This window comes from Xanthomonas sp. 1678 (genome assembly GCF_031455575.1).
Lineage (GTDB): Bacteria > Pseudomonadota > Gammaproteobacteria > Xanthomonadales > Xanthomonadaceae > Xanthomonas_A.
Genome location: NZ_JAVDSZ010000020.1, coordinates 17,298 through 39,980, shown reverse-complemented (window position 1 = coordinate 39,980; position 22,683 = coordinate 17,298). Strand labels below are relative to the sequence as shown.

Annotated in this window: 19 protein-coding genes; 5 read left to right on the top strand and 14 right to left on the bottom strand. The window is 69.9% G+C overall.

Features of this window, described 5'->3' with window-relative positions:
- Positions 1-318: 318 nt before the first annotated feature.
- Both J2Y70_RS21920 and J2Y70_RS21915 read right to left on the bottom strand, forming a co-directional pair.
- Entirely contained in the window at positions 319-2,700 is a 2,382-nt protein-coding gene (locus tag J2Y70_RS21920; RefSeq protein WP_263396843.1) for a DUF3772 domain-containing protein, read from the bottom strand.
- Between the two features lie 321 nt (positions 2,701-3,021).
- Positions 3,022-4,053, bottom strand: coding sequence for an NAD(P)H-quinone oxidoreductase (locus tag J2Y70_RS21915; protein WP_309922573.1), 1,032 nt, complete (start codon positions 4,051-4,053; stop codon positions 3,022-3,024).
- A 303-nt stretch (positions 4,054-4,356) separates the two neighbouring features.
- Here J2Y70_RS21915 and J2Y70_RS21910 point away from each other — a divergent pair, with 303 nt between their 5' ends.
- Positions 4,357-5,724: a pirin family protein gene (locus J2Y70_RS21910; RefSeq protein WP_309922571.1), complete on the top strand. Its 1,368-nt coding sequence runs from the start codon at positions 4,357-4,359 to the stop codon at positions 5,722-5,724.
- 587 nt (positions 5,725-6,311) lie between these two features.
- On the opposite strand, the gene J2Y70_RS21905 is transcribed toward J2Y70_RS21910, so the two are convergent.
- Entirely contained in the window at positions 6,312-6,914 is a 603-nt protein-coding gene (locus J2Y70_RS21905) for a DUF4142 domain-containing protein (RefSeq protein WP_263396840.1), read from the bottom strand.
- Positions 6,915-7,058: 144 nt separating this feature from the next.
- Between J2Y70_RS21905 and J2Y70_RS21900 the strand changes: the two genes are divergently transcribed.
- Positions 7,059-7,199, top strand: coding sequence for a hypothetical protein (locus tag J2Y70_RS21900; RefSeq protein ID WP_309922566.1), 141 nt, complete (start codon positions 7,059-7,061; stop codon positions 7,197-7,199).
- Between the two features lie 97 nt (positions 7,200-7,296).
- Complete coding sequence (locus J2Y70_RS21895) at positions 7,297-8,013, top strand: GntR family transcriptional regulator (RefSeq protein WP_263396838.1); 717 nt, start codon at positions 7,297-7,299, stop codon at positions 8,011-8,013.
- A gap of 181 nt (positions 8,014-8,194) precedes the next feature.
- Here J2Y70_RS21895 and J2Y70_RS21890 read toward each other — a convergent pair whose 3' ends face one another.
- From J2Y70_RS21890 to J2Y70_RS21845, 10 genes are all read right to left on the bottom strand, one after another.
- Positions 8,195-9,550, bottom strand: a complete 1,356-nt coding sequence (locus tag J2Y70_RS21890; RefSeq protein WP_309922561.1) for an SLC13 family permease — start codon at positions 9,548-9,550, stop codon at positions 8,195-8,197.
- Between the two features lie 133 nt (positions 9,551-9,683).
- Complete coding sequence (locus tag J2Y70_RS21885) at positions 9,684-10,604, bottom strand: acyltransferase domain-containing protein (protein WP_309922559.1); 921 nt, start codon at positions 10,602-10,604, stop codon at positions 9,684-9,686.
- The gene (gene mdcB, locus J2Y70_RS21880) at positions 10,601-11,419 is read right to left on the bottom strand and encodes a triphosphoribosyl-dephospho-CoA synthase MdcB (RefSeq protein WP_309922582.1); all 819 of its coding nucleotides are present in this window, start codon (positions 11,417-11,419) and stop codon (positions 10,601-10,603) included. The genes J2Y70_RS21885 and mdcB overlap by 4 nt, the downstream gene beginning before the upstream one ends.
- 1,034 nt (positions 11,420-12,453) lie before the next feature.
- Positions 12,454-13,107: a malonate decarboxylase holo-[acyl-carrier-protein] synthase gene (gene mdcG / locus J2Y70_RS21875; RefSeq protein WP_309922556.1), complete on the bottom strand. Its 654-nt coding sequence runs from the start codon at positions 13,105-13,107 to the stop codon at positions 12,454-12,456.
- Positions 13,100-13,804, bottom strand: coding sequence for a biotin-independent malonate decarboxylase subunit gamma (mdcE, locus tag J2Y70_RS21870; protein WP_309922553.1), 705 nt, complete (start codon positions 13,802-13,804; stop codon positions 13,100-13,102). Before mdcE ends, mdcG begins: the two co-directional genes overlap by 8 nt.
- On the bottom strand, positions 13,804-14,718 hold the full coding sequence (locus tag J2Y70_RS21865; RefSeq protein WP_309922549.1) for a biotin-independent malonate decarboxylase subunit beta: 915 nt from the start codon (positions 14,716-14,718) through the stop codon (positions 13,804-13,806). The genes mdcE and J2Y70_RS21865 overlap by 1 nt, the downstream gene beginning before the upstream one ends.
- Positions 14,719-15,316: 598 nt before the next feature.
- Entirely contained in the window at positions 15,317-15,631 is a 315-nt protein-coding gene (gene mdcC, locus J2Y70_RS21860; RefSeq protein ID WP_309922546.1) for a malonate decarboxylase acyl carrier protein, read from the bottom strand.
- A gap of 10 nt (positions 15,632-15,641) precedes the next feature.
- Positions 15,642-17,285, bottom strand: coding sequence for a malonate decarboxylase subunit alpha (gene mdcA, locus J2Y70_RS21855; RefSeq protein WP_309922543.1), 1,644 nt, complete (start codon positions 17,283-17,285; stop codon positions 15,642-15,644).
- Between the two features lie 197 nt (positions 17,286-17,482).
- The gene (locus tag J2Y70_RS21850; RefSeq protein ID WP_309922540.1) at positions 17,483-17,935 is read right to left on the bottom strand and encodes a hypothetical protein; all 453 of its coding nucleotides are present in this window, start codon (positions 17,933-17,935) and stop codon (positions 17,483-17,485) included.
- 76 nt (positions 17,936-18,011) lie between these two features.
- Complete coding sequence (locus J2Y70_RS21845) at positions 18,012-18,770, bottom strand: helix-turn-helix domain-containing protein (RefSeq protein ID WP_309922537.1); 759 nt, start codon at positions 18,768-18,770, stop codon at positions 18,012-18,014.
- Between the two features lie 305 nt (positions 18,771-19,075).
- Between J2Y70_RS21845 and fucP the strand changes: the two genes are divergently transcribed.
- Positions 19,076-20,389 carry an L-fucose:H+ symporter permease gene (gene fucP / locus J2Y70_RS21840; protein ID WP_263396827.1) on the top strand — a complete coding sequence of 438 codons (1,314 nt, stop codon included), beginning with the start codon at positions 19,076-19,078 and terminating at the stop codon, positions 20,387-20,389.
- Position 20,390: 1 nt separating this feature from the next.
- Positions 20,391-20,768 carry an L-rhamnose mutarotase gene (locus J2Y70_RS21835; RefSeq protein ID WP_309922533.1) on the top strand — a complete coding sequence of 126 codons (378 nt, stop codon included), beginning with the start codon at positions 20,391-20,393 and terminating at the stop codon, positions 20,766-20,768.
- Between the two features lie 442 nt (positions 20,769-21,210).
- Here J2Y70_RS21835 and J2Y70_RS21830 read toward each other — a convergent pair whose 3' ends face one another.
- Complete coding sequence (locus J2Y70_RS21830) at positions 21,211-22,530, bottom strand: L-fuconate dehydratase (RefSeq protein WP_309922529.1); 1,320 nt, start codon at positions 22,528-22,530, stop codon at positions 21,211-21,213.
- Positions 22,531-22,683: the final 153 nt, after the last annotated feature.

The window sequence follows — 22,683 nt, the reverse complement described above, 5'->3', positions numbered from 1 at the left end:
CGGGACTCGGGACTCGGGACTCGGGACTCGGGACTCGGGACTCGGGACTCGGGACTCGGGACTCGGGACTCGGGACTCGGGACGGCAGGATGATGCCGCGGGGCAAATTCCTGTCAAGCGATTTGATGCAAAAAGGGCCGCTTTTTTTAAGAAAAAGCGGCCCTTTTTCGCTCCGGCGCAACCGCTTTTCTGTAGGAGGGGCTTTAGCCCCGACGCCTTACCGGTAACGCGTCGGGGCTAAAGCCCCTCCCACAGAAAAGCAAAAAAGCGGCGAACTTGCGAAAATCCCGAGTCCCGAGTCCCGAGTCCCGAGTCCCGCTACTCCCTCGGATCACGCAACAGCTTGACCTCCTGCGGCGATTCCAACGCGATGCCCTCTTCGGCCAGGCGCTGCAGCAGGCTGAAGAACAGGTCGCTGCGGGTGCCGTAGACCAGCCGCGGATTGGCCACGTAGGCGAAGCTGTTGAGGGTGACGTGGCCGCTGGCGATGGAATCGATGAACACCGACGGCGCCGGGTCCTCCTGCACGCCCGGGTGCGCGGCGTAGAGCTGCATCAGCAGTTCGCGCAGCTTGACCACGTCGGTGCCCAGCGACACCGCGAACTGGATCTGCACCCGGCCCAGCGGACCGGCCAGGGTCATGTTGCGCAGGGGTTTGGTGATCAGTTCGGAGTTGGGCACGATCAGCGTGGAGCGGTCGCCGACCTGGATCTCGGTGGAGCGCACGCTGATCTTGCGCACGTCGCCTTCCTGGTCGCCGATCTTGACCCAGTCGCCGATCTTGACCGGGCGCTCGGCCAGCAGGATCAAGCCAGACACGAAGTTCTGGATGATCGACTGCAGGCCGAAGCCGATGCCGACCGACAGCGCGCTGACCACCAGCGCGATCTGCGCCACCTCGATGCCCGACGCCGCCAGCGCGCACAACGCCGCGAACAGGATGCCGGCGTAGCGGGCCACGGTGCTGACCGAATTGCGCGAGCCGTCGTCCAGTTCGGTCTTGGGCAGGTAGGTCTGGGTCAGCCAGCCATGAATGTACTGCATCGCCAGCAGGCCCAGGCCCAGCACCAATACCGCGCGGACGACGTCGCCCAGATACAGGTGGCCCTTGCCGATCGGAATGCCCTGGGTCAGCACCGAGAACCAGTCGGTCAGGGTCGACACGTTGGTCCCGAACGGCATCAGCAGCGCGCCCAGGCCGATCAGCAGCAAGACCACGCGCAGCAGCGCCGAGGTCAGCACGCCGGCCTGCTCCAGGCGGCTGGCGCGTACCCCGAACGCGCCATTGGCGGCGCGCCCGATGCGGCCTTCGCTGGCGAACAGCCACAGCGCGAAGTCGTCGGCGAAGGTCATCAGCAGGCGGATCGCGCCGACGATCATGGTGATCCAGATGATCTGCCGGGTGATGAACAGGCCCAGGTGCAGATAGCCCAGCAGCGAGGCCAGCAAGGCCACCACCACCACCACCCGCACCAGCATGCCGACCAGCGCCAGCACGCCGCCATGCTGTCCCGGCGGCGGCGGTTGCGCGTTGGCCAGCGCCTGCGCCGCGGCCTCGGCGTACTGGCGCCGGCGCAGCCGCGACAGGCTGGTCAGGATCGCCAGGATCAGCACCGCATAGACCAGCGCGATGACACCCTCGGCGGCGAACGTGGCCGATTCGCTGGTCAGGCTGGCCCGATTGATCACCAGCAGCATGCTGCTGAGCCAGGCCAGCGTCGCGGTGGCCCAGGTGAACTTGCGCAGGCGCCGCGCGGTGGCGTCGTCGATCGGGAACAGCCGCCACGACGGCTGGTTCGGCAGCAGCACGCTGGCGCCCAGCGAGCCCATGAACGCGGCGGCGAAGCTGTACACGAGGAAGCCATGCACCACGATCTCCAGCTTCGCCGGCACCGCGCCGATGCTGCGCAGGCTCTCGGCCAGCACCAGCGCAGCCAGGCCCGGCGTCAGCGTGCCCAGCAGCAGGAACCACAGCGCCAGCCCGGAGCGGCGCAGGCGGCTGCCAGGCGCGCGCGAGACCGCATAGCGCTTGCCCAGCCAGCGCAGCAGGTAGCGCAACGGGAACAGCAGCACCAACGCGATGGCCACGCCGATGCCCAGCCCCCTGGCGCCATTCTTGGCGATCGCCGCGTCCAGCGCCTGCGCACCGAGGCGGTAGAGGTCGAGCAGGCGTTCGCGGTCGTCGGGGAAATCGCTGGCGATCTGCCGCCACAGCGCCGGCGACAGCGGCGAGGCCGAGCGCAGCGACAGTTCCTGGCTGAAGTGCTCGGCCTGCACGCCTTCGATCTGCTCGCCGAGCTGCTTGGCCTCCACCGCCAGCAGCCTGCCGCGCTTGATCCCCGAATCCAGCGGCGCGCGCTGCTTGGCCAGGTCCTTGCGTTGCGCGGCGATGTCGCTGGCCTCGCCCGCGACGGCCTCGCCGAGCTGCTGCAGGCGCGCATCGACCTGGGCCAACTGCGGGGTCAGCGCCGCGACCGCGGCATCGGCATCGCGCTGCGCATCGGCGACCTTGTCGAGCAGTTCGCGCAGCGCGGTCGGATCGGCGGCGTCCATGCCGCGCCGCGCGTCCTGCAGCGTCTGCTCGGCGCCTTCCAGCAGGGCCTGCGGGTCGGGCGCCTGCGGCGCGTCCTGCGGCTGCGCGCCCGCCGCCGCGCACAGGCACAGCAACAGCGCCAGCAGCGCGCAGCGCAGCAATGGCATCGGCAAGGCGGAACGGAACGGAGAGCGCACGCGAGGACCGGCAGTCAGGCGCGGACCACCGCGCGTGCGGCGCAATATACGGGGTGGGGCTTGAACGGAGCCAGCGGCGCGGCCGTGGCGGGCGCGCCGATGGCGCGGCGGGGTGCCTGTCGCGGCTGAAGCCGCTCCTACAGGGGCGGGCTCGCGGTGTACCGACGCCTGCAGGCGCTCATGGCACCTCGCTCACTGCGCCGGGCCTGCCCGCCGGCATTCCGCCTGCACCGCCATACGACCCCACTGCAGGAGCGGCTTCAGCCGCGACAGGCACTCACCGCCCCCGGCTCACTGCCCCGCCCCCGCCTGCGTCAGCAGCACGATCTTGCCGATATGCGCGCTGGATTCCATCCGCGCGTGCGCCTGCGCCGCCTCGGCCAGCGGGAAGCAGCGGTCCAGTTGCGGCTTGATACGGCCCTGTTCGAGCAGCGGCCACACCTGCTGCTCCAGCTCGCGCGCGATCGCCGCCTTCTCCATCACCGAGCGCGGGCGCAGGGTCGAGCCGGTGTGGGTCAGGCGCTTGGCCAGCAGCGGCATCAGGTCCAGGTCGCGGACCTTGCCCTGCTGGATGCCGATCTGCACGATGCGCCCGTCCAGCGCCGCGGCCTGGTAGTTGCGCGGCAGGTAGTCGCCGCCGAGCAGGTCCACGATCAGGTCGGCGCCGCGGCCATGGGTCAGGCGCAGGGTCTCGGCGACGAAGTCCTCTTCGCGGTACAGGATCGCCGCCTCCGCGCCCAGCGCCAGGCTGGCCGCGCGCTTGTCGGCCGAGCCGACGGTGCTGATCACCCGCGCGCCGAACGCGGTGCCCAGCAGCGTGGCGACGCTGCCGATGCCGGAGGTGCCGCCATGCACCAGCATGGTCTCGCCGGCCTGCAGGCGGCCACGCTGGAACACGTTGGCCCACACCGTGAAGAAGGTCTCCGGCAATGCCGCGGCCTCAGCCAGACTCAACGGCGACGGCACCGGCAGCGCGTTGCGTTCGTGCACCACCGCGTACTCGGCATAGCCGCCGCCGGCGACCAGCGCGCACACCGCATCGCCAAGCCGATAGCGCTCCACGCCCTCGCCCAGCGCCACCACCTCGCCGGCGAACTCCAGCCCGGGCAGCGGCGAGGCGCCCGGCGGCGGCGGATAGCTGCCGCGGCGCTGCATCACGTCGGGGCGGTTGACCCCGGCCGCGGCCACCCGCACCAGCAGTTCGCCGCGGCCCGGATGCGGCAGCGGCAGGCGCACCGGCACCAGCACCTCCGGCTCGCCGGGTTGGCGGATCTCGATCGCGATCATCGAATCGGGGAGCGGCACGGCGGAGGTCGGGGACATGGCGGGAACCTGGGCAAAGGCGCAGCGCCACGCGGGCGCGGAACGCGGGGGAACCGCGATGATCGGCCTTCGCCGCGTTGCGGTCCGTGACGGTGCGCGCAGCGTTTCCTTCCGGGCCGACACTGCCCACCCGGGAGTGGAGGACGCCGGGAAACACTGTGTGGGAGCGACTTCAGTCGCGACGGGCGTTACCGGGAAAGCGCGTCGCGACTGAAGTCGCTCCCACAGGTGTGTAATCGGCTTGGAGAGAGACGCCATCGCCAGCCACCGCCATCTGTACCGCCCAAGGCGTCAGCGTCGGCATTGGCGGCCATCCCCTGCCATGCGTCCGACGCGCCGCAGCGGCGGCAACGGATCGGCACGGGCAACGCAGGCCGCCGCGGCGACCCGACAGCGCGAGCGCTGCTCGCGCAGCCTGTCGCTACCGAAGCAGTTGTCGCGCAGCGACTGCGGCAGGGACCGCATCGCCGCGTTCGCGTTCTACATGCGGGACAGGATGTCCTCCGCACCGGCCTTCCATTCCGCCGAGCGCGCGCCATATTCGATCAATTGCCGCTGCCTCCCAGCCGCGCCCGCATCAAGGACACCTTCATGACCGACCCCGTCGTCCAGATCAAGCCGCTCGGCTTTCCCTGGGAAACCATCGATCCGTTCCTGTTCTGCGTCTATCACGACGACGCCTACCCCGCCGGCAACGGCGCGATGGGTCCGGCGGTGTCGCTCGAAGGCCGCGCCATCGGCCAGGACTTCAGCCGCAAGGACGGCTGGAGCATGTATCACGGCAGCGACGTCCCCGGCTTTCCCGGTCACCCGCACCGCGGCTTCGAGACCGTGACCATCGTGCGCCAGGGCCTCATCGACCATTCCGACTCGCTCGGCGCGGCAGCGCGCTTCGGCGCCGGCGACGTGCAGTGGCTGACGGCCGGTGCCGGCGTCGTCCATTCGGAAATGTTCCCGTTGCTCGACGCCGCGGCGCCCAACCCGCTGGAGCTGTTCCAGATCTGGCTCAACCTGCCGGCGCGCAGCAAGATGGTGGCGCCGCACTTCACCATGTTCTGGGCGCAGGACTTGCCGCGCTTCACCGCCACCGACGACGCCGGCCGCACCACCGACGTGGCCTGCGTGGCTGGCCGCATCGGCCCCGTCGATGCCGCGCCCGGCACGGCCGGCGGCCCACTCGCGCCGCCGCCGGATTCGTGGGCCGCGCAGGACGATGCCGACGTCGCCATCTGGACGATCCGCATGGCGCCCGGCGCACGCTGGACGCTGCCCGCCGCGCAAGGCCGGGACACGCGCCGCAGCCTGTACTTCTTCAAGGGCGCCTCGGTGACCGTGGGCGCACGCGAGGTGACACGCCACGCCGCCATCGAGCTGCGCGCCGATCAGGCGGTCGAACTGGTCAACGGCGCTGCGGTCGAGAGCGAGTTCCTGGTGCTGCAGGGCCGGCCGATCGCCGAACCGGTCGCGCAACATGGCCCCTTCGTGATGAACACCCAGGCCGAGATCGCACAGGCCATGGCCGACTACCGCCGCACCCAGTTCGGCGGCTGGCCCTGGAAGGACGAGGCGCCGGTGCACGGGAGCGATCCAAACCGCTTCGCGCGCCACCCGGATGGTCGCGAGGAACGGCCGGCACCGCTCGCGGCAGCTGCGGACAGCGCGGGCGGTTAGGGGTTGTTCCCTGGCGTATGGCTGCGGAAATTTGACCACGACAGCTTTACCCCGATCCCTCTCCCGAGGGGAGAGGGGCTAACGGCTATCCCTTCTCCCTCGGGAGAAGGTGGCCCGCAGGGCCGGATGAGGGTACGGGCGAAGCCTCGTGCACCCAAACTCCGCGAGACGCTGCGCGCCGTACCCTCACCCCAACCCCTCTCCCGGTGGGAGAGGGGCTAGGCTGTTCCCTTCTCCCAGCGGGAGAAGGTGGCCCGCAGGGCCGGATGAGGGTACGGGCGAAGCCTCGTGACCCAAACTCCGCGAGACGCTGCGCGCCGTACCCTCACCCCAACCCCTCTCCCGGTGGGAGAGGGGCTAGGTTGTTCCCTTCTCCCAGCGGGAGAAGGTGCCCCGCAGGGGCGGATGAGGGTACGGGCGAAGCCTCGTGCACCCTAACTCCGCGAGACGCTTCGCGCCGTATACCCTCCCCTCACCCCAACCCCTCTCCCGACGGGAGAGGGGCTGAGGCTGTTCCCTTCTCCCAGCGGGAGAAGGTGCCCCGCAGGGGCGGATGAGGGTACGGGCGCAGCCTCGCGTAGATCCGCTCAGTACCGCGCCGACGCCAGCGCCTGCGCGCGCTCCAGTTGCTCGGCGATGCGCTTGCGCGCCTGCTGCAGTTCCTGCTTCGTCGCGTCCTGTTGCGCCGCCGGCACCAGCTCGGCATCGATCACGTTAAGCGCGTCGGAATAGCTGCGCACCATCGTCGCCATGTAGGCGTTCATGTAGGCCGATGCGTCCTTCTGCTGATCCAGCGCCTGCAATTGCGCTTTGCCCTTGGCCGCCTGCGCGGCGATCTTCTCCGCATCGCCGGGTCCGCCCTTGCCAGCGTCCGCGGCCGCGGCGCCCTGGTGCGCGGCGACCACCTCGCGGGCGAAATCGGCGACGCTGCCGCTGACATTGCGCGACAGCGCCTGCTGCGACAACGCCACCGCATTGCCTTCCAGCACTTGCAGCATCGCCTTGGCCGACGCGTCGCCGGCGATCGCCTCGCGTCCGCTTTCGCCGCCGACCGGCGCGGCGGTCGGTGCCGGCGAGGTCGCCGGGGCGGTGCGCGACGCCTGGTCGCCAGGCTTGCCGCAGCCGCTCAGCGCCATGGCGGCGAGCGCCGCGAGAATCGGAAGCCGGATCGTGATGCGCGTCGGGGTCATGGGGTGCTCCTGGTTTGCCAGTGCCTACCTTGCCCATGCAGCGCGCAAACCCGCGTGAATCGTTGCGCTTTTCATGACACGCCCTCGACGCGGCCAAGCGCATGCAGTGGTCTGCCGCAACCGCGGCGCTCATGGAGAGCGCACATGGCCAACAACGAGAAAACCGGCGTCAAGGCCGGCAAGGCGACATCCAAGGTGCTCAAGGACGGGCGCACCGGCAAGGACAGCAAGACCGCCGCAGGATCGGCACTGTCGCAGCGCCCGGACAAGAAGAAAGGCAAATAGCCCGTGCCCGCGGGAAATGCCGCAGCGGCGTCGTTTCCCGCCGGCCGCTAGAATGTCGCTATCGCCACCACAGGCTACAGAGCGCTTCGACCCGCCGATGACCCTCGCGCCCGACACCCGCACACCGCGCAAGCGCGTGGCGCTGTACGAAGACGTGGCCGAGCGGCTGCGGCAGAAGATCTACGACTACGTGCTGCCGCCGGGCGAGTGGATCGACGAGCCGGCGCTGGTCGCCGAACTGGGCATCAGCCGCACCCCGCTGCGCGAGAGCCTCAAGCTGCTCGCCGCCGAAGGCCTGGTGCAGATCGAACCCGGCCGCGGCGCGCGTGTGACCCGGTTGAACCTGGAAGACCTCAACGAGTTGTTCCCGGTAATGGCGCTGTTGGAAGGCCGCTGCGCCTACGAGGCGGTGCGCAAGGTCGACGCCGCCGGCCTGGCGCGGCTGGAAACGCTGCATGCGCGCATGGAGCAGGCCGCCGACGAAGGCGACCTGGCCGAGTACTACCGGCAGAACTACCTGATCCACGAATCGGTGCAGGAATTCGCCGGCAATCCGTGGCTGATCCGCGTCACCCACGACCTGCACCGCATCCTCAAGATGCACCGCGGACGCCAACTGCTGGCGCCCGGACGCATGCAGCAATCGCTGTCCGAGCACCGCGAACTGATGGACTGCTTCCGTCGCGGCGACGCCGAAGGCGCCGAGCGCACCATGAACCGACACCTGCAAAGCCAGGGCAACGCGCTGGCGATGTACGTGGCCGCCGGCGGCAAGCTCAATGTGCCGGCGCCGTTGCCTAGCGGCCGGGATTAGGGATTGGAGATTCGGGATTCGTAACGGCAGCATCTGCTGCGCCGATGAGCTGATGCGTTGGTTGAAACTATGCACAAAAAAGCGCCGACCCAAGGGCCGGCGCTTTTTGTGCAACTCACGTTGGATCAGCAACCGCGATCCGCTCTAACCAATCCCCAATGCCGAATCCCCAATCCCGGCCTCACAGCCACCCCGGCACCACCAGCAGCAGCCATGCCAGCAGCGGGCCGAACAGCACCACCAGGCCGCTGTAGATCAGGAAGCGCTTGTACAGCGACTCGCGTTCGTCCGGCGCGGCCGAGGCCACCACCAGCGCGCCGTTGGTCGAGAACGGACTCACGTCCACCACCGTGGAGGAAATCGCCAGCGCGCAGATCACGCCGGCCGCGCCGAGGTGGCCCTGCAGCAGGAACGGCACCGCCAGCGGGATGGTCGCGCCCAGTACCGCCGCCGAGGAGGCGAACGCGGAGACGATGCCGCCGACGTAGCACACCAGCAAGGCGCCGAGCAGCGGGATGCCGATGCTGGACACGCCGTTGCCGATGTAGTCCACCGCCCCGCTCTCCTGCAGCACCGCCACGTAGGTGACCACGCCGCTGATCAGCAGCACCGTGGACCAGCTGATGCCGTCCACCGCGCCCTTCTGCGCCTTCGGCGATAGCAGCGCCAGCACCACCGCCACCGTGATCGAGACCAGGCCGACGTTGAGGTTGTAGATCAGCGAAGCGATACCCAGGCCGAGCAGGCCGAACAGGGTCAGCACGCGATCGCGGTTCAGGCTCACCGCCTCCAGCGCCGCCGGATCGGTCGACAGGGTGCCGCCGCCGGCCGACAGCAGCGCGCCGTGGCCTTCGATCGCGAACTGGCGGTGCGAAGACTGGTCGCCCACCGGCACGTACTCGGCCGTGGCCAGCGACGGCGCCTGGCCGCGCCGCAGCAGCGCCAGCCCGCCGAAGGCGAAGAAGCAGATCAGCGCCATCAGCAGGTTGAAGCCGAGGCTGGTCAGGAACACCGCCATCTCGGTGACGTCCAGCCCGGCCTTTTCCACCACCTTGTTGGTGATGCCGCCGTACACGCTGATCGGCGAGAAACCGCCGGCCTGCGCGCCGTGGATCACCAGCAGGCCCATCAGCAGCGGATTGATCCGGTACTGCTTGGCGAAGCGCAGCGCGACCGGACCGATGATCGCCACCGCCGCCGGTCCCAGCGCGCCGAACGCGGTCAGCACCGCGGTGACCACGAACATCACCCACGGGATCGCCACGATCTTGCCGCGGACCGCGCGCACCGCCCAATGCACCAACAGATCGATGGTGCCGTTGTTGCGCGCGATCGCGAACAGATAGGTGATGCCGACCAGGGTCAGGAACAGGTCGCCGGGGAACCCGGCCAAGACCTCCTTCCCGTCCATGCCGACCCAGACGCCACCGACGATGAAGGCCAACGCGAACGCGACTGCGCCCATGTTGACCGGCAACGCGGTGGCCACGATGAACATGACGATCAAGCCGATGATCGTCGCGATTTGTGGACTCATGCGCCCTCCCGAGCTTGCTGGATCCGTACCACTGCCGCGAATGGCCACCCGCCACCCTGGGTCGATCGCCAACTGCCAACTCCGTTGCGGCGCGACGGCTCCCATCGCCGCCCCCAACGCCGCCACGGCTGCATCACTGCATGCGTTGCTCCGCCTGCCGCACCCAGGCCGCCGCCGCGGCCAGGCTGCCGAACTCTTCCACCGAGCGCGCCTGGCACTCGGGCAGCAGCGCGCGCGCGATGCGCGCCAGCGCGCAGCCTGGCCCCAGTTCCAGGAACACGCGCACGCCGCGCTCGGCGGCCTGGCGCAGCGTCCCGGCCCAGTCCAGCGTCGTCGCCAGCTGCGCCGACAAGGCAGCGATGGCGTCGTCGCGATCGCCGATGCGGTGTCCGTCGATGCCCGCCAGCAGCGTGGCGCGCGGCGCGGCCAGCGGCGCGGCGCGCAGGTCGGCCGCGAACGCCTGCGCCGCGTCCGCCAGCAGCGGCGTGTGCGCGGCCACCGCCACCGGCAGGCGCGTGACCCGCGCGCGCTGCGCACGCGCCTGGCGCTCGCCCTGCGCCAGCGCATCGGCATGGCCGCCGAGAATCAGATGGTCGTCGCCGTTGACGATGGCCAGGTGCAGGCCGCTCTGCGCGCACAGCGCCTCGGCCGCATCGCGCAGCAGGCCCTGCACCGCGATCAGGCCGTCGCCGTTGCGGCTGGCCGCATCCATGCGCTGCGCGCGCTGCACCGCCAGCGCCAGGCAGGCCGGCGCGTCCAGGCCGCCGCCCAGCGCGTGCGCGGCCAGCTCGCCGATGCTGTAGCCGAGCACCAGCGCCGGCGCCGGCAACTGCGGCAACAGCGCCGCGGCATTGGCCAGCGCCGCGGCGCACACCAGCGGCTGCGCGATCGCGTTGTCGTAGCGCGCATCGCTGCCGGCCAGTGCACGCGGATCGGCGCCGAGCACCTGCGCCGCCGCGGCCAGCACCGCCTCCGCCGCAGGCACGCCGGCGCTGTAGTCGAACATCGCCGGATGTTGCGCGCCCTGCCCCGGGCATAGCAGCGCCAGGCTCATGGCTGCTCCTGGCGGAGCAGGAACCAGGCGCAGGCGAGCAGGTCGGCGCTGCCGCCCGGGCTGAGCCGGCGTGCGACGAAGGCGTCGCCGAGGCGCGCGAGCTGCTGGCGCCAGTCCGGTTGCAGCGCGCCGCCGGCGTCGAGGAAGGCGTGTGCGCTGCGTTGCGCGAAGCGCAGGCCCTCGCGGCCGCCGCGATGCAGCAGGTTCAGATCGTCGGTGCGCGCGATCAGCTGCAGCAGGGCCTGCGCCATGGCGGCGTCGCGCGCGAGACCGGCACGCAGCGCACCGCGCAGCGCCGGCAGCGCCACCTCGCGCAGCAGCGGGAAGCCGTCGGCGGCCTGCTCGCGCACGCCGGCGACGCCATGCAGGCGACGCATGCGCTGGCCATGGCTGCTCGGGTCCAGCGGCGCATCCAGCAGCGCCTCGCGCCATGCGCCGACCGCGGCGCAGACCGCTTCGCCGGCGGGCGTCATCGCGGTGTGCGTGCGCAGCCGCGCGGCCGCGGCGACCAATAGGCCCAGGCTGAAGATCGCACCGCGGTGTGTGTTGATGCCATCGGTGGCGCGCAGCATGGCGCGCTCGGCGCCGATGCCGAGCTGGCGTAGCGTGGCGAACGGCGCGTCGGCGGCACCGGCGGCGGCGATCGCGACGAAGTAGCCGCGCAACGTGAACAGGCTGCGCAGGAAGGTACCGGCATCCATGTCGTCGTGGCTGCCGCGATCGAACGGCGTGACCAGCCCGGGCTTCGGCGCGCAGGCCAGCTCGGCATGCAGGCTGGCGACGGCGAGACGGCCGAGGCCGTGCGGCAGGGCCAGGCGGTGTGGAGCGGTCGCCGCTGTATTGGCTGCGGCCGCAGTCGCTCGGGGATGGCTGGCGAATTGCGCCGTCGCTGCTCGGGCTTCGTTCGTCGCGACTGAAGTCGCTCCCACAGGGGATGCCGTGCGTGCGACGAGCCCTGAGGGAGGGGCTTCGGTCCCGGCCGTTTGCGGGGCTGGAAAGACCTCGGCTTCGTTCGTCGCGGCCGAAGCCGCTCCTACATCAACTTGCGGGCTGTTCGCCGGGCGCACTGTGGGAGGGACTTCAGTCCCGACGCGGTCAGGCCGCAGCACCTCCATTGCTTCACTCGTCGCGACTGAAGTCGCTCCCACAAGGGACTTGCGGCCTGCTCGCAGGCTGCACTGTAGGAGCGGCTTCAGCCACGACAGACAAGCAAAATCACCAGGGATTCTCACTTCGTTCGTCGAGACTGAAGCCGCTTCTACAGGGGCTCGCGGATGGCCGGCCACATGCGCTGCAGGAGGAACTTCAGCCCTGACCGCTTCCGGTACCGGAAAGACCGCGGTTTCGTTCGTCGCGGCTGAAGCCGCTCCTACAGGGGCTTGCGGATGGCCGGCTACATGCGTTGCAGGAGGGACTTCAGCCCGGACCGCTTCCGGCATCGGAAAGATCGTGGCTTCGTTCGTCGCGGCTGAAGCTGCTCCTACAGGGACTTGCGGATGGCCGGCCGCATGCACTGTGGAAGGGATTTCGGTCCGGACGGTTTCCGGTATTGGAAAGATCGCGGCTTCGTTCGTCGCGGCTGAAGCCGCTCCTACAGGGGCTCGCGGATGGCCGGCTGCATGCACTGTGGGAGGGGCTTCAGGCCCGACCGCTTCCGGCATCGGGAAGATCGCGGCTTCGTTCGTCGCGGCTGAAGCCGCTCCTACAGGGGCTCGCGGATGGCCGGCTGCATGCACTGTGGGAGGGGCTTCAGCCCCGACCGCTTCTGGTGCCGACACGTCGGCTGCTGCGGGCGCCGACGATGCCGGGAAGCAGCCGTCTTCCACGCCGCGCAGCGCCTGCAGTTCCATCATGCCCCCCACGCCTGCAGCAGCGTTGCGCGCGGCTGCAGCCGGCAGTCGCGCAGCGCCTTGACCAGCAGTTGCGCGCTGTCGCCGGCCAGTTCGCGCCAGCTCACCGCGCTGCCGTCGGGCAGCAGCACCTCGCCGTCGACACGGTGGCCGTGGCGCTGCTCCCAGCGCGCCAGGTCGGCGAGCAGTGCGCCCGCCTGCGCCGGCGTGGGCAGCTGCCACAGCAGGTCGATGTCCGAGCCGGCATGCACGTAGCGCAACCCGGTCAGCGCCTGCCAGGCGAAGGCGCCGAACACGCGCGGGGTCAAACCATGCGTGGCGGACAGCGCCTGCAGGTCGTGCAGCGGCGGTTGCCACTCCGGCGGTGCCTGCACCTGCGCGCAGACCTCGTCCAGCGTCAGCGCTGCGCGCTGCCGCAGCACCGCATCGCGCTCGACCGACAACGACAGCCGCTGCTTGCCCTCGGCCGGCGGCAACGGCACGCCGAGGCGCAGCGCCTGCGCGTCGTCGCTGCGATCGCCGCGCGCGACGATCGCCGGATGGCCGGCAGCGAGCCAGTCGCGCAGACGCGCCTGCGCGCCCGGCGTGCGCGCCTGCCAAGGCGCATCTGCTGCCAGCCAGACCAGATCGTGCCGGGCAAGCGGCTCATGCATGGCCGGCGGCGACCTCCGCGGCGATCGGCGCGGCGAGCAGGCGGCCGTTGCGCTCGGCGCCGCGTTGCGCGCGCATGTCGCCCAGCAGCGGCGCCTGCAGCGCGGCGACCAGCGCTTGCGCCAGATCGCCGGTCCACACCGCCTGCACCGCGCCCATCGCCACGTAGTTCTCCACGCCCGGCGCGAACACCGGCGAACTCTTGCTCAATGCCTGCAGCTTCTCCAACGGCTGCTTGGTGACCCGTGCCATCGCACGCAGGTCCATTACCCGCACCTGCGCCTCGGGCAACGCGTAGATCGCGTCGGCCATCAGCCCGAAGGCCAGGAAGCCGCCGCTGACCGACTCGCCGTAGACCAGCGTGAGCAGCCGCGCGCCGCGGCGCCGCGCCAGGTCCAGGCACTGCGCCAGATGGCCGAAATAGCCGTTGATGCCCAGCAATTCGTCCTTGCGAGAAGGCCGCTGGCCGGCGGTATCGACCAGCATCACGATCGGCCGCTGCGGGTGTGTGCGGGTGCTGTCCAGCACCGCGGCGGCCAGCGCCAGCGCGTGCTCCACGCCCACTTCCAGTTTGTCGGCGCTGCCGATCACGGTGACCTCGCCCAGCGCCGTGGTGGCGCTGCCGCCGATCACGCCGTCATGCACCTCGATGCGGTGGCCGAGCGGGAACAGTTGCTGCAGCAGAGGGGTCAGTTCCATCACGGGCTCCGGTCGGCGACGGCGGCAAGGAAGGCGGCGGTGTCCAGCAGCGGCAGCGCGTCGGGATCGGCGATGCCTTGCCGGCGCCAGATGTCCACGCCGTCGCGGCAGTCGCCGTAGGTCTCCAGCCGCCGGCGCAGCGCGGCGTGTTCGGCGGCGATGCGCGCCAGGCCATCGTCGTCCTCGGCCGGCGGCGGCACCGCCAACGCGGCGATCGCCGCGGCGCGGAACTCCTCGACCGCATCGGCGACCAGGGCCTGCGCCTCGCCGAGCAGGTAGCGGTGCTTGCCGCCGGTCACGCGCCATACCAGCGCGCGATCGCGCGAATCGAATTCCTCCACGCCGCGCACGGTCTCGATCACTTCCGGTCCGGACAAACCCAGCCGTCCTTCCTCGGACATGACGATGCGCGTGCAGCAGCGGCTGACGATGCCCATGCCGCCGAAGCAGCCGTTGCCGCTGCCGATCAGCGCCAGCACCGGCACCCCGGCGGCACGCGCATCCAGCGCGGCGCGCATGATTTCGGAAATCGCGATCAACCCGGCGTTGGCCTCGTGCAGGCGCACGCCGCCGGTATCGGGCAACAGCAGCACCGCCGCCGGTGTGGTCGCCGCGGCGCGCTGCAGCAGCCCGGTGAGCTTGGCGCCATGCACCTCGCCGACCGCTCCGCCCATGAACTGGCCCTGCTGCGCGGCGATCAGCACCGTGCGTCCGTCGAGCCGGCCCTCGCCGACGACGATGCCGTCGTCGAACGCGCCGGGCTGGTCCAGCTGCGCAAGATGCGGACTCATCGCGCGCTGGCGCGGACCGACGAACTCGCGGAACGAACGCGGATCGAGCAAGCCGTCGATGCGCGCGCGCGCATCGGCCTCGTAGAAGCTGCGCGGGCGGCGGTTGTTCGGGATCGCGCTCATGCGCAGCTCCGGTGTGGGCGGCGTACGCGCCGGGTGGGCAATGCGGGACGATCGTTCATTGCAGCAGGCGTCTGGCTCGCGGCGCGCGCCATCCAGGCGCTGCCGGAGGATCGCGTCGGGACTGAAGTCCCTCCCACAGGGCTCCTCGCAGGCAAGGCATCCCTTGTGGGAGCGACTTCAGTCGCGACGAGCAAAGCCCGAACCGCGGCCGCCGCGGATGCCCTCAGAACCAAAGCGCCGCCCGCAAGGGCAGCACTTCCTGCAGGAGCGGCTTCAGCCGCGACCAACGGAGCCATCATGTCGCCGGCTCCGAAGACAGTCGGGACTGAAGGCCCTTCCACAAGACTCCTCGCAGGCAAGGCATCCCTTGTGGGAGCGACTTCAGTCGCGACGAGCAACGCCCGAACCGCGGCCATTGCGAATGCCTTGGGAACCGAAGCGCCTACCGCAAGGCCAGCACTCCCTGTAGGAGCGGCTTCAGCCGCGACCAACGGAGCCACCATGTCGCCGGCTCCGGACACAGTCGAGGCTGAAGCCCCTCCCACAGAAAGCTCAGCGCGCGCGCCGCGACGCCTGGCGAAGACCGAACTCCGACGCATCACGCATCCTCCTGCAAGGCTTCCACCGCCTGGTCCAGGCGCAAGCCGACCACCGCCGGCGTGGCGCCGACGTCGTTGATCGAGATGCGCACGTCGCGCAGCGGATGGCGCGCGGCGAAATCGTCGAGCACCGCCTGCCAGATCGTGCCGAAGCCGTCGGCGGCGGTGACGATCTCGATCTGCATCGCGCCACCCAGCTCCTGCGGTTCGATCAGCACTTCCAGATTTCCGGAAGACACCACGCCGACCAGCACGTGGTCGAGCCGGCCGTTCGGCGCCAGGCGCCCGTCGTAGCGATAGCGAAGGGTTTCCATCGATTGCCCCTTACCAGTTGCGGAAGCGTTGCGGCGGCGCGTACAGGCCGCCGGACCAGCGCACCAGATCCTTGACGCTGCGCGCGGCCAGCAGGTCGCGGCTGGCGTCGCGCAAGCGGATGCCCAGGTCCTCGGGGCGGCGGATCACGCCGCGGTCGCGCAGGTTCTCGACCATGCGCTTGTCGCGGCCCAGGCCCACCGCGGTGTAGCCGGCCACGCCGCGGATCGCCTGTTCGCGCTCCTCGGCGCTGCGGCACAGCAGCAGGTTGGCGATGCCCTCTTCGGTCAGCACATGGCTGACGTCGTCGCCGTAGATCATCACCGGCGGCAGCGGCATGTTCGCGCGCTCGGCCAGTTCCCAGGCATCGAGCCGGTCGACGAAGGCCGGCGCCATGTGTTCGCGGAAGGTCTCCACCATCTGCACCACCAGCTTGCGCCCGCGCGGCATCTCGCCCGGCCGCGCCGCCTCGCGCCCGGCCTTGAGCCAGGCGGTGCTGCCGTGGCGGCGGCCGCGCGCGTCCGAGCCCATGTTCGGTGCGCCGCCGAAGCCGGCGATGCGGTCGCGGGTGGCGGTGGAACTGTTGCCCTGCAGGTCGATCTGCAGCGTGGAGCCAATGAACATGTCGCAGGCGTACAGCCCCGCGGTCTGCGAGAACGCGCGGTTGGAGCGCATCGACCCGTCCGGGCCGGCGAAGAACACGTCGGCGCGCGCGGCGATGTACTTCTCCATGCCCAGTTCCGAGCCGAACGAGTGCACCGACTTGACGAAGCCCGACTCGATCGCCGGGATCAGCGCCGGATGCGGATTCAGCGCCCAGTGCCGGCAGATCTTGCCGCGCAGGCCCAGCGATTCGGCATAGGTGGGCAGCAGCAGCTCGATCGCGGCGGTGTCGAAGCCGATGCCGTGATTGAGCCGGTCCACCCCGTATTCGGCGTAGATGCCCTTGATCGCCATCATCGCCATCAGCACCTGGATCTCGGAGATCTGCGCCGGGTCGCGGGTGAACAGCGGCTCGATGTAGTGCGGGCGCGGCGCCTGCACCACGTAGCCGACCCAGTCGGCCGGGATGTCCACGCGCGGCAGCGTGTCGACGATCTCGTTGACCTGGGCGATGACGATGCCGCCCTTGAACGCGGTGGCCTCGGCGATCACCGGCGTGTCCTCGGTGTTCGGCCCGGTGTAGAGATTGCCCTGGCGGTCGGCGGCCTGCGCCGCGACCAGCGCCACGCGCGGGGTCAGGTCGACGAAATAGCGGCCGAACAGTTCCAGGTAGGTGTGGATCGCGCCGATCTCGATGCGCTTGTCGGCCACCAGCCGCGCCAGACGCAGCGCCTGCGGGCCGGAGAAGGAGAAATCCAGGCGCTGCGCGATGCCGCGCTCGAACACGTCCAGGTGCGAAGGCAGCGCCAGCACCGACTGCAACAGGTGCAACCCGTGCACCCGCGCCGGATCGACCTCGGTCAGGCACTGCGACAGGAAATCGGCCTGCTTCTGGTTGTTGCCCTCCACGCACACGCGGTCGCCCGGCTCGATCACCGCCTCCAGCAGCGCCACCGCGTCCTTGGCCTCCACCAGGCGCCCGCGCGCCAGCCCTTCGGCGCGCTGCAGGCGTTGCCGGCGGTTGTCGGCGAGCGTGTTCCAGTCCTGAGGCATAAGGCTTTCCGTCGGCGAATGGAGGGCGGCCCAGCGCCGTGGCGGGGCCGGCCAAAATTGTAATTACGATATAATTATGAAACCGTGACCAATGCACGCTGCGCTGCAACAGGTGCCTGCCGGCCTGTTGGCATCCGTTTTCGGGACAACGACGATCGACTTCCGACGCCTGCACGACCACGTCGCTGCCAGCGTTGCTACGCCTTGTCGGGCATCTCGCCGAACGCACGCAAGTAGGCCGCGCGATCGAAGCGCAGCACCGCGCGCATGCGCTGCTCGGTCAGCGGACGCAGCATCCAGCGCACGTCCACTCCACTGCCGCGCCTGTCGATCGAGGGGATCGCCAGGAACCAGCGCGCACCGGGACCGCTGCAATACCAGAACGCATTGCTGCCGTTCATGGCCTCGCCCTCGAACATGAAGGACGCGTCGTAATTGGCGTCCATGAATTGCTGCACCTTCTTCACCACGACCAGATCCGCGCCGGTGAGGAGCACGCCATCGCTGGTCAGGGAAATGCGCCGGAAGGATTCCTCCACCGTCCGCTCCAGCCAGTGATCGCGGCGGCGCTGAAGCCACATGAACCCCGCCATGAAAGCAGTGGCCGCGACGACGGCAGCGACCGTGGCAACGCCCTCCCAAGTAAGCACGCCTCTCTCCCGCCTATGCCGCTGTGGTCATGCCGACGCCAGGTTCGCCATCCGTGTCCTGCGCACCGCGCGCAGGCTAGCCGCCCAGCGCCGCACTGATCTCCGCCGCCGCCGCGCACACCGCCTGCATCGCCGCCTGCGCGTCGATTTCCTGCGGGCGGCGCTCGATGAAGGGCACGGTCAGCGTATAGATCGCGCTGCCGTGCTGCAGGATCGGCGCGGTCAGGTCGACCACGCCGACCACCGCTTCGCTGGGGTGGATGCTGTAGCCCAGCGCACGCACCTGCGCGGCGGCCGCGACGAACGCGGCGCGGTCGTAGGCCACGTCGCTGGCGTCCAGGCGCTGCAGCAGCCGCGCCTGCGCGTCGGGCTGCTGGAAGGCGAACAGCACCAGCCCGGAGGTGGAATGGGCGAGCGGGCGGCGATGGCCCGGGCGCACCACCAGGCCCAGGTCGCTGGGCACGTCCATCTGCGCGATGACCACGATCTGGTCGTCCGACGGCGCCACCAGGTGGCACGGCTGGCGGATCGCATCGGCCAGGCGGCGCATCACCGGCAACGCCAGCTCCGTGACGTTCTGCACCTGCGGCTGCTGCATGCCGAGCATGAACAGGCGGTTGGTCAGCACGTAGCCGCCCTCGCCCGGCCCGCCCTTGCTCAGGTAGCCGCGCTCTTCGAGCACCTGCAGCATGCGGAAGATCTCGCCGCGCGAGCGGCCGATGCCCTGCGAGATCTCGCTCATCGTCATCGGCCGCGCGTCGCGCGCCAGCAACTCGAGGATGTCCAGGCCCTTGTCCAGGGCGGGCGCGCGGTACTTGGGCGGGGGCGTGGTCATTCCGTCGAGGCCCGGCTGGGTGTGTGGGAGGGCGCTAGGGTACAGCGAATGTCCGGGGACAGAAGCGCGGCGAAACCGGTCCGCGCCTGGCGCGCGGATGACCCAGAGTGCGCCGAGGCCGACCACGTTGACGTCGGCGATGCCGCCTGCAACGACAGCGCGCGCCAATCGTTGGACACATCGCGCACCCGCGTCAGGCCATGCAAATATAAACACGGATTTTATATTTGCATGGCGACAGCGGTCGCAGTACGCTCCGGCCACAACCCAACGCGACGCGGCACATCCTGGGAGGGGTAGGCGGCATGCACTACAGCAGCGACACCGCAACAGCGGCGCCCGGCAACCTGGCGCGTACCGCGCTCGTGCCCCTGGTCCTGATCGTCAGCCTGTTCTTTCTGTGGGGCATGGCGAACAACCTCAACGACATCCTGATCAAGCAGTTCAAGAAGGCGTTCGAGCTGTCCGACCTGCAGGCCGGGCTGGTGCAGAGCGCGTTCTACCTGGGCTACTTCGTGTTCGCGATCCCGGCGGCGATGTTCATGCGCCGCTTCAGCTACAAGGCCGCGGTGGTGCTGGGGCTGCTGCTGTACGCGGCCGGCGCGTTCTTGTTCTATCCGGCCGCGCAGGAGCACACCTACGGGTTGTTCCTGCTGGCACTGTTCGTGATCGCCAGCGGCCTGGCGTTCCTGGAAACCACCGCCAATCCGTTGGTCACCGTGCTTGGCCCCGCCGAGGGCGCGGCGCGGCGCCTGAACCTGGCGCAGGCGTTCAATCCGCTGGGGTCGATCACCGGCGTGCTGATCGGCCAGCACTTCATCCTGTCCGGCGTGGAGCACACGCCGCAGCAGCTGGCGGCGATGACGCCGGCCGCGCGCGAGACCTTCTTCGCCGCCGAATCGGCCGCGGTGCAGACGCCGTACCTGATCATCGGTGCGGTGGTGGTGCTGTGGGCGCTACTGATCGCGCTGACCCGCTTCCCGGCCACCCGCGACAGCGGCGCCGACGCCAGCGGCGGCAAGGCGTATTTCGGCCCGCTGCTGCGCAACGGCCGCTTCGTGTTCGCGGTGGTCGCGCAGTTCTTCTACGTCGGCGCGCAGGTCGGCATCTGGAGCTACCTGATCCGCTACCTGCAGGACGGCGTACCGGGCACACCGGAAAAGACCGCGGCGAGCTTCCTGACCATCTCGCTGGTGCTGTTCATGGTTGGCCGCTTCATCGGCACCGCGTTGCTGCGCTACGTGACGCCGGCGCGGCTGCTGGGCGTGTTCGCGCTGCTCAACCTGCTGCTGTGCGGCGTGGCGATCGCGCTGCCGGGCTGGATCGGGCTGTACGCGCTGGTGGCCAGCAGCATGTTCATGTCGGTGATGTTCCCGACCATCTTCGCGCTGGGCCTGGAAGGCCTGGGCGACGACGCGCGCAAGCTCGGCTCGTCGCTGATCGTGATGGCGATCATCGGCGGCGCGGCGCTGACCGCGCTGATGGGCGCGGTATCGGACGTGGCCGGCATCCATTGGGCGATGGCGGTGCCGGCGCTGTGCTTCGCGGTGATCCTGGGCTTCGCGCTGCAGGCGCAGGGCCGGTCCGCGGCCGCGCGCGCCCCCGCTGCGGGGGCCTGAGATGCCGCGTCACTGCTATCTGCTGGACCTGCACGACGACCCGGCGCTGATCGCCGAGTACGAACGCTGGCACCGCGCCGACACGGTGTGGCCGGAGATCGTCGCCTCGCTGCGCAACGCCGGCATCCGCGAACTGGACATCCACCGCTGCGGCGACCGCCTGGTGATGCTGATGGAGGTGGACGACGACTACTCACCCGCGGCCAAGGCCGCCGCCGATGCCGCCGATCCGCGCGTGCAGGCCTGGGAGGAACTGATGTGGCGCTTCCAGAAGCCGCTGCCCGGTTCGGCGCCGGGCGAGAAGTGGCGCGAAGCGTTGCAGATCTTTTCGTTGCGGGCGGCCGTGGCGGAGCAGGCGCGGATGCAGCAGCGCGATTGAGATCTCTGTCAGCGCTGCGGTCCCGCTCTGTCGAGCAACCAATCTGTAGGAGCGGCTTCAGCCGCGACAGGCTGCATCGGTAGCGCGCGTCGCGACTGAAGTCGCTCCCACAGGGGCTTGCGGCGAGCTGACTGAGTGCACTGTGGAAGAGACTTGGTCCCGACGGCTTCCGAAGCCGTCGAATCCACCGCTTCGTTCGTCGCGGCTGAAGCCGCTCCTACAGGGATTTGCGGCGAGCCGGCTGGGTGCATTGTGGGAGGGACTTCAGTCCCGACTTTTCCGAAGCCCGGAAGCGGCACGGCTTCGTTCGTCGCGGCTGAAGCCGCTCCTACAGGGATTTACGGCAAGCGCTCCGGGTGCACTGTGGGAGGGACTTCAGTCCCGACGGTTCCGGAGCCGCACGGTCGCACGGCTCCGTTCGTCGCGAGTGACGTCGCTCCCGCTATGCCTGCTGCGCGGCCAGGTCCGCGCTCCAGAACGGGCCGTCCGGATACAGGAACTGGGTGACCGAGTCCGCGTGCATTTCGGCCGAGAAGCCCGGCTGCGTCGGGGCCAGGTAGCGGCCGTGTTCGATCCGCACCGGATCGACGAAGTGCTGGTGCAGATGATCGACGAACTCGATCGCGCGGTCCTCCATCTTGCCGGTGATGGCGACGAAGTCGGCCATCGCCAGATGCTGCACCAGCTCGCACAGGCCCACGCCGCCGGCATGCGGGAACACGCGCACGCCGAACTTCGCAGCCAGCAGCAGGATCGCCAGGTTCTCGTTGACCCCGCCCACGCGCGCGGCGTCGATCTGGATCAGGTCCACCGCGCCGGCCTGCAGCAGTTGCTTGAACACCACCCGGTTCTGGGTGTGTTCGCCGGTGGACACCGGCACCGGTGCGATGCCGCGGCGGATCGCGGCGTGGCCGAGCACGTCGTCGGGGCTGGTCGGCTCTTCGATCCAGGCGATGTCGAACTCGGCCAACTGGCGCATCCAGGCGATCGCCGGGTCCACGTCCCAGCGCTGGTTGGCGTCCACCGCCATCGCGATGTCCGGACCGATCGCTGCGCGCGCCAGGCGGCAGCGGCGGATGTCGTCCTGCACGTTGGCGCCGACCTTGAGCTTGATCGTGCGGAAGCCGTCGGCCACCGCTTCCTTGGCCAGGCGCACCAGCTTCTCGTCGGAGTAGCCGAGCCAACCGGGCGAGGTGGTGTAGGCCGGATAGCCCTGCTCCAGCAGTGCCTGCGTGCGCGCGGCGCGTTGCGGCTCGGCCGCGCGCAGCATGGCCAGCGCTTCGTCCGGGGTCAGCGCGTCGCTGAGATAGCGGAAGTCGATGGTGGCCACCAATTGTTCCGGCGACAGCTCGGCGATGTAGCGCCACAGCGGCTTGCCGGCGCGGCGCGCGGCCATGTCCCAGGCGGCGTTGATGACGCCGCCGATGGCCATGTGCATCACGCCCTTCTCCGGGCCCAGCCAGCGCAGCTGGGAGTCGTCGGTGAGGCTGCGCGCGAAGCCGCCCAGGTCGCCGATCACCGCGTCCACGTCGCGCCCGACCACGTGGTGCGACAGCGCCGCGATCGCCGCGCTCTGCACGTCGTTGCCGCGGCCGATGGTGAACACCAGGCCGTAGCCGGCCAGGCCGTCGTCGGTGTCGGTGCGCAGCCGCAGATAGGCGGCCGAGTAGTCCGGATCCGGATTCATCGCATCGGAACCGTCCAGTTCGCGCGAAGTGGGGAAACGCACGTCGAAGGTCTCGAGGGCGACGATTTTGCTCATGGGGATCCTGGTCGGTGAGGCGGGAAGAGAAAAGAAATGCAGTGAAGAGCCCCTCTCCCACCGGGAGAGGGGTTGGGGTGAGGGTGCGGGAGTGCACGACTGCAGCCGCCCCTGCAAAAACACGAACGAAGTAAGAGCACGCAGCTGTGTGCG